Genomic DNA, 6,155 nt, shown 5'->3' on the forward strand with positions numbered 1-6,155 from the left:
TCCTAAATTTTCCTCCAAATTTCACAAAAATTAATTAAGTTAAATTAACTTCCCCTGCTTTTTAATAGATTTTTTGTACTCGAACACCTCTTAAATCCTCGTAATTAGTGCGCTAGTCGCATAGCAAGCCATGTCAAATAGACGTTATAGGGGGGTAAAAATGAGCAAATCGCCCAAATCGTCCACTTGTCAGAATTTGTGCCAAAGGCAACAACATATCTTCGCTTCAGCACAAGTGGCTGACGAATACCTCTCCTCTGGCTACCGCCAGCAAGCAAGGCGATCGCTTGTTCTTAAAATTGACCAAATGCCACAAAAACACTACGCGGCGACTGAAATATCGCATCCAATCAATGCTACCGCCCCTGAACAGAATGCGATCGCCCTGCCTGACCATTGGGTGCAACCGGATTTTAACTTTGGGGATGCAGTGACAGACAATGAAGAATCTTATATCGTCATAGGTTTGGCAATGGACACACACTTGGACATTTGGAAATACTTGTGTCGCACCCCGAACAATACAGAGCGATTCTTCTGGGAATATCAACTCAGACTTGCTTAACTGTAGTTTAGACTAAATAAAGATGAGAACGGTGGCAAAAGAAGAACTAGAGCCACCGCGCCGGGAGAGAATGAGGGTGAAATATAAACCCATCGACTCCCTAAATGAACAGTGAACGATTAAAGGAATTTCGTCAAGCAGCATACGAGTTATTAGTAAAAGCGAAAGATGCAACATTCGAGCTGATGGATGCAGTGATGACCACCAGAAATGCGTCATGTTTGGCGGAATTTTCGCTCAATCCCTTATTCAATCGTCAATGGTCAAGCATATACGAAGCATTGCAAGACAGTAGGCCAGACCGGAAAAAACTGATGATGCTGTATCTCCAGCAATTAGAACAGCAAGTACCCCAAACAGAACATATATTAGTGGCAATCGACCACACTGCATGGGGGAGACCAGATGCTAAAACATTAAAAGACAGAACCCATGAATATCAGGAGGGAGTAATTATTGGACAGGGGTACAGTACCATTGCCTGGATACCCGAAGCATTCGGAAGTTGGGCCTTACCCCTACTCCATGAACGAATTAGTAGTTGGTCTTCACCAATCGAAAAAGCAGCTTCCCAACTCAAACTTGTCTGTGAACAAAGCATTAATCCAGTATTAGCAGTTTTAGACCGAGAATATGGCAATGCAAGTTGGGTATTGGCACAAGCCGACATTCCAGTTGATTGCTTAATGCGACTCCGAAGCAATGCCTGCTTGTGGTCAGCACCACCAGCCTATAGTGGTCGCGGCAGACCACGGAAACATGGACAAAGAATTAAGCTCTCTGACCCAACCACATGGCTCGAAGCGGATAGTGTGATTGAAATTGACGAATATCCACAATTGGGACAAGTCCGAGTCAGTCAATGGCTTGACTTACATTTTTATCGTGCGGCCCAACAGAGAGTCAATTTAATCCTGGTCGAAAGAATGAATCTCATGTCAAACGGTCAGCCGTTTCCACCCTTGTGGTTGGCTTGGGTGGGAGAACGAACTCTCCCTCTAGAAACAGTCTGGTTTAAGTATTTACGACGCTTTGGAGTGGATCATTGGTATCGTTTCGCCAAGCAACGATTACATTGGACATTGCCTAACTTGAGAACTCCCGAACAATCTGAACGGTGGAGTGATTTAATGCCATTGATGAGTTGGCAACTTTGGCTAGCTAGGGATTTAGTGATCGAAAATCGACTGCCTTGGCAATCTGCTACGATTAACTTAAGTCCTGGACGTGTTGCCCAATCAATGTTGTGGCTTTTAGTTGACATTGGTACTCCCGCGAAACTGCCTAAACAGAGGGGAAAATCCCCTGGTTGGGAAAAAGGAAAGGTACGGACTAAAGCACCATGCTATCCCACTGTTAAAAAACGGGTCTCTCGACGCAAAAAGTCTTCAAAATTAGCTGTTTAATCTTCTACCTCTTGAGTTTTTGAGTAACAGCTTGCCTTCTAGTGAAAGGCAGCTACTTTTAGCTGCGACCATTGTTTAGTCTAAACTCCAGTGCTTAAACTACCAGCACTAAATATTAAGACTTTGTTGAGCGACGGCGATCGCGAATAGCCGTCCTCAACAACAAAGCACGATTGGCTGTAAACCATGCTCAACAATGATGCAATTTACAGGCTTAAAACATCACAGTCAAAAGCTACAAGCAATCCAGACAGCAGTATCCACCCTCGAATCAGCCATCTGGATGATAAAAACTGCTCTAGTAGCTTCTCACTAATGCAACTTGTGACCGAATAAAACATAAACCGAAAGAAACAGGCTCATCTCCAACAGAATTGCTGACAATTGAATCAATGAAAGCAATGGATGAATCACCGCTCAAACCTTGCCATCAAGGTTCAGGAGATTCTAGCGAACGTCGGTTGCTGAGCATTAAATTAACTTAATGCCAAAAACCGCTCAAACCTAATCCCTTGCTGTTCAACTTAGCCTTAATAAACCATTAGTTAGCCCTAGAGAATTGATGTGCTTACAACTGCAACTCTCCCCAAAAACCAACTTTCCAAACCAAACGGAAAAACTGAAGTCGTCCGAGTACGTCTAACCACCTTTGAAAAGGCAGATTTAGTGAAACGTGCCGCAGAAGCAGGTGAAAAAAGCCTGTCTGACTACTTGCGTAAACGCGCTTTTAGCCTTGACCGCACAGTCCCCGCTATCAATGAAGGAACTTGTGCCCAACTGCGAAAAATGAGCACGCACATTTGCCAAATGACCAGAGGTGTAGAGACAGCAGTAAAAGCAGGAAAGTTACCCAAACAAAGCCTAGAAGTTCTGCAAGAATTCAGCAGAATGCTAGGCGAGTATCACCAAGAACTAAGAGGGAAAGTCAGAAAAGAACTTTTGAGCGAAACCCGCGAACCAATACCCCCGCTTGTGGATTACCAATAAAGCGATCGCGCAACTAGCCAATAGTCCTGTTTGACAATCAAAAGCGCTGCTGAAAGTTCAATATCAAACCTAACAATCGCATCTAATTTCCTCGTAGGAGGTGAGAAAAGATGGCTGCAAAACTCTCAACTAAGCCAAACTCCAAAAGACAATTCTCAGCCCCAAAACGTACTTGGTCTGTCCTAACAGCCACAGATCCCAAACACGTCAAAAAACTGGAACACATTCAGGAAACCCTCGATGCTGCCATAGAAACAATCCAAGAAGAAGGCGACATTGAGGACTGGGATGATTTCAAAAACTTCGTTGAATCCTTCAACAAACGACCCGACAGAATCAATGAATCTGGCAATCACAAAGCTAGTGTCAGCATGGATTTAGTTACTGAAGGAAAAGGAGGCGAGGTGTCTGGCTTTGTTTTCTATTTAACTAAAGACCCCAGCCAGAGAACCAGCGGTGTTTATTTAGTAAAAAATCTGAAACAGGCTGACGTTGAAACCAAAGACAATAACAATTACTATACTCCATCCCAAATTATGGACTTAATCGGGCTGGATGCCACTGATGAATTAGAGGAGGACAGCATTTCCGAAGAATTTGATGAAGAACTAGATGATGAATTGGAGGATGATTTAAGCGATCTAGAAGAAGATACAGACCTTCCCAGCCACAATACGCAAACTCGCAAGTCATCGCAGTCCAAACGGCAGCTAGGAAAGTCAGTAGCTTCTAAAAATGCTACCAGCAGAACGCAAATAAAGGAGGAAGAAGATAATATTGAAGAACTACTTTCTGATGATGAAGATGCTCCTATCCCCAATGGTGTATTGGGCAATATAGCTAAAAATCGCAGCGTTTTCAATCAGAATGATAACGGACAAATCAAGCAAAAAGTTGCTGAACAGCCCGAAGCAAAATATCCCTTCCTCGACACCCTTGAAACTGTTCTAAAAGAAACCGAACGCCAAGGTGCAAGTGTCGCTTCTATGGGAAGCGAAATTAACGGATTAACCGTAAGTGGCTTAACCGTCCAAACTGCCTCTTTAATGGGTCTACTTGGAGCAAAGAGTATTGGGGAGCTAATTGATTACATCGAACAAGCGAGGGAAAAGGAACAGGCAGAAAAACTCGAAAAAATTCTCGAACAAATTGACTCATTAAACGATCGCGCCGACCGAGTTGCGACTCGTGCTAAACACGCTGATGTCATTTCCGGCATAGAGGCGATAGATACACGCACTGAAAAACTTGCTGAACGGGCTAAGCAGGTATTAGAACCGCCTGCTGCAACTGAACCAGAGGAATTGGAAACGAGCCAGCCTCAGAGAAGCAATCGCGACATTGAAGCCAAGGGCACCGACGGAATTAAAATCAGCAATCCCGAAACCAAGGCAGCTCAAATTGGCGAAAAAATTGGCGATCTAGAGAGCAAGCTCAACCCAAACTCCCAGAAATCTAAGCCTCTACAGCTCGATAAAGATACCAGCATCAGCGAACAGTTAGACCAAATTCAAGACTATTTAAGCCACCTCTCAAAGAGGTTGGATCGCCTTGAAAGTATCGTTGACAAACTGGAACATAAAATGACCGTTCAGATGCCTGTTGAATCAGAATTTAATCCTAATTCACAAGTGCAAGAAACTCGTCAAAAAGTTCAGCCAACCGTTACTGCACCTAACAGTATCGACAAGGAGGAAAGCGAACCAGAGGATCTTCTTAGTAAAATGGTAGCTCAAACAAAAGTACAGCAGCAGCGAGAAACTATAGCAGATTGCTTGGTCAATTATGCTTTCGCTACGGGGCAGTCTCCCCGATCGGGAATTGCTTTTGATGGTGGCGGCAGCTTGTATGTAACTGGTGAAAATAACGAAGTTAAAGTTGCCGTCAAAGGCAGCGATAATACCGAAATCTTTGCCGGAACCAAGAATGGCGAACGCTGGAAATTTGAGCCGGATCGGGACAAGCTAACTCCCGAAGAAAGAGAAGCCATTTTCAAATTGCCTCAGTCGGAAGAAGAGTACAACAAGCTAGCAACTGCCCAGGCTTTAGTTGAAAAGTTTCAGGATACCTTCCCCAAACGCTTTAGCGGGGAAAAAGATCCAGTGTTTCCTTGGAAAGAATCGCGCCGCGAAGACGGCACGACCGGGGCAGTCAAATACGAGTTTGAAATACTGGATCTGCCGGACGGGTCAAAACAACTAATCGGAACTGACCCCCGCCAAGGTGACGCACAAGTGTTCGATGCCGTTCTGGTCAAAGGAAAGCCGCCAGAGGTTCGACAGTGCCACATTGCTGTTGAAGAAATGGAGGCTGTAGTCGGCTCCCCAGAGCCACAAAAAACCCAATCTAGAGATTCTCACGCATCTAAAGACTACAACTATACCTCGCCAGAACGCAAAGAACGATCGCGAGAAGACAGCAACGAATTGCAAGCTTAAACTACTTTGAGGAAAAATCCAATGCAAAACGATTACTTGAACGACAACTACCGCTCTCATGTCGATCGCGCCAGCGTTACTAACCAAGGCATTACCCACAAACGCCGCAGCCATTTTAGCAAATTCATGCGTAAATTCAAACTCAATAACGCCGATTTAGCCTTCATTGCAATTTGCCTAATTGCAGCCATTTATCTAACTCTTGTCCAGCCCTTATTTGTCAGCGTATTTAGCTGTGCAGCTCTTGTATTCTTCGGACTGTGGCAAATTGCCCGCAGCATTCCCATCCTCGAAAAACTGCTGGGCAGCAAAATTCGCTTCTGGCATTTAGCTGTCGCTGTCATCACAGTAACAATGTTTTTGAATAACTTTCAAACTCCAGCACAAGCCATTTTTCTAAGCGGTCTCCAAGCGTTTATGACCAATCTAGCAACCGAAGCTGGAGCCGCAGGAGGAGGAACAGCCATTGACGAATCCACGATCGTTTTAATTTTCAATGCCATTCGAGGCGTATTTCTCTTGTTAGTAGCCGCCGCAGCTTTATTCGCTTACAACCAAGCGCAGCAAGGTAACGATTGGCGTCCAATTGTCACCCAAATTGCCCTCGCCTTCGGCATTGTGATTGCCATAGACGTAGTAACCTTCTTGTTCGTCGGCGACGGCAGCGGTACTACAGCCGGCTTGGTTCCCAACCTTCCTCCGCTGGGAGCGATTACAAATTTGACCTTTTGGAACTAAGAAAAAGGAGTCACCAATGGC

The 6,155-nt window shown here is 44.7% G+C and carries 5 protein-coding genes; all 5 read left to right on the top strand.

Features of this window, described 5'->3' with window-relative positions; all coding sequences use genetic code 11:
• The first annotated feature begins 160 nt into the window (after positions 1-160).
• Positions 161-565 carry a hypothetical protein gene (locus WBA89_RS15675; protein ID WP_371123292.1) on the top strand — a complete coding sequence of 135 codons (405 nt, stop codon included), beginning with the start codon at positions 161-163 and terminating at the stop codon, positions 563-565.
• Between the two features lie 104 nt (positions 566-669).
• Positions 670-1,971 (top strand): NF041680 family putative transposase, encoded by a 1,302-nt coding sequence (locus tag WBA89_RS15680; RefSeq protein ID WP_424407966.1) that lies wholly within the window; start codon positions 670-672, stop codon positions 1,969-1,971.
• 564 nt (positions 1,972-2,535) lie between these two features.
• On the top strand, positions 2,536-2,958 hold the full coding sequence (locus tag WBA89_RS15685; RefSeq protein ID WP_371123291.1) for a plasmid mobilization protein: 423 nt from the start codon (positions 2,536-2,538) through the stop codon (positions 2,956-2,958).
• 110 nt (positions 2,959-3,068) lie between these two features.
• Positions 3,069-5,396, top strand: a complete 2,328-nt coding sequence (locus WBA89_RS15690; protein WP_424407969.1) for a hypothetical protein — start codon at positions 3,069-3,071, stop codon at positions 5,394-5,396.
• Between the two features lie 21 nt (positions 5,397-5,417).
• On the top strand, positions 5,418-6,134 hold the full coding sequence (locus WBA89_RS15695; protein WP_424407971.1) for a hypothetical protein: 717 nt from the start codon (positions 5,418-5,420) through the stop codon (positions 6,132-6,134).
• Positions 6,135-6,155 lie beyond the last annotated feature (21 nt).

This window comes from Microcoleus sp. (genome assembly GCF_049646505.1).
GTDB lineage: Bacteria > Cyanobacteriota > Cyanobacteriia > Cyanobacteriales > Microcoleaceae > Microcoleus.